Origin of the sequence: Pseudoalteromonas sp. P1-9, assembly GCF_001399975.1 — a bacterium.
Classification (GTDB): Bacteria; Pseudomonadota; Gammaproteobacteria; order Enterobacterales; family Alteromonadaceae; genus Pseudoalteromonas.
Genome location: NZ_LKBD01000205.1, coordinates 1 through 202, shown reverse-complemented (window position 1 = coordinate 202; position 202 = coordinate 1). Strand labels below are relative to the sequence as shown.

Below are 202 nucleotides of genomic sequence, written 5' to 3'. Positions count from 1 at the left end.
GGCTCTGTGTTGTTCGGTGATAAGCGCGTTTAGTTAGCACTAATAAGCGGTTTACTCTCAGTAAGGCAAACAAGTGGTCTCGGCCAATGCGTAGCTCTGACTGTTGCATTATATACTGTAACTTTCTGGTACCAATGCGAGGATGAGTCATCCGCTGTGCCTTTACGAACGATAATACTCGTTGCTCAAACTGCTCTTTTAT

General features: G+C 44.6%; 1 pseudogene. It reads right to left on the bottom strand.

What is annotated here, in order from left to right:
* Positions 1-202: pseudogene (locus tag AN214_RS22610) on the bottom strand (IS3 family transposase); the annotation flags it as partial.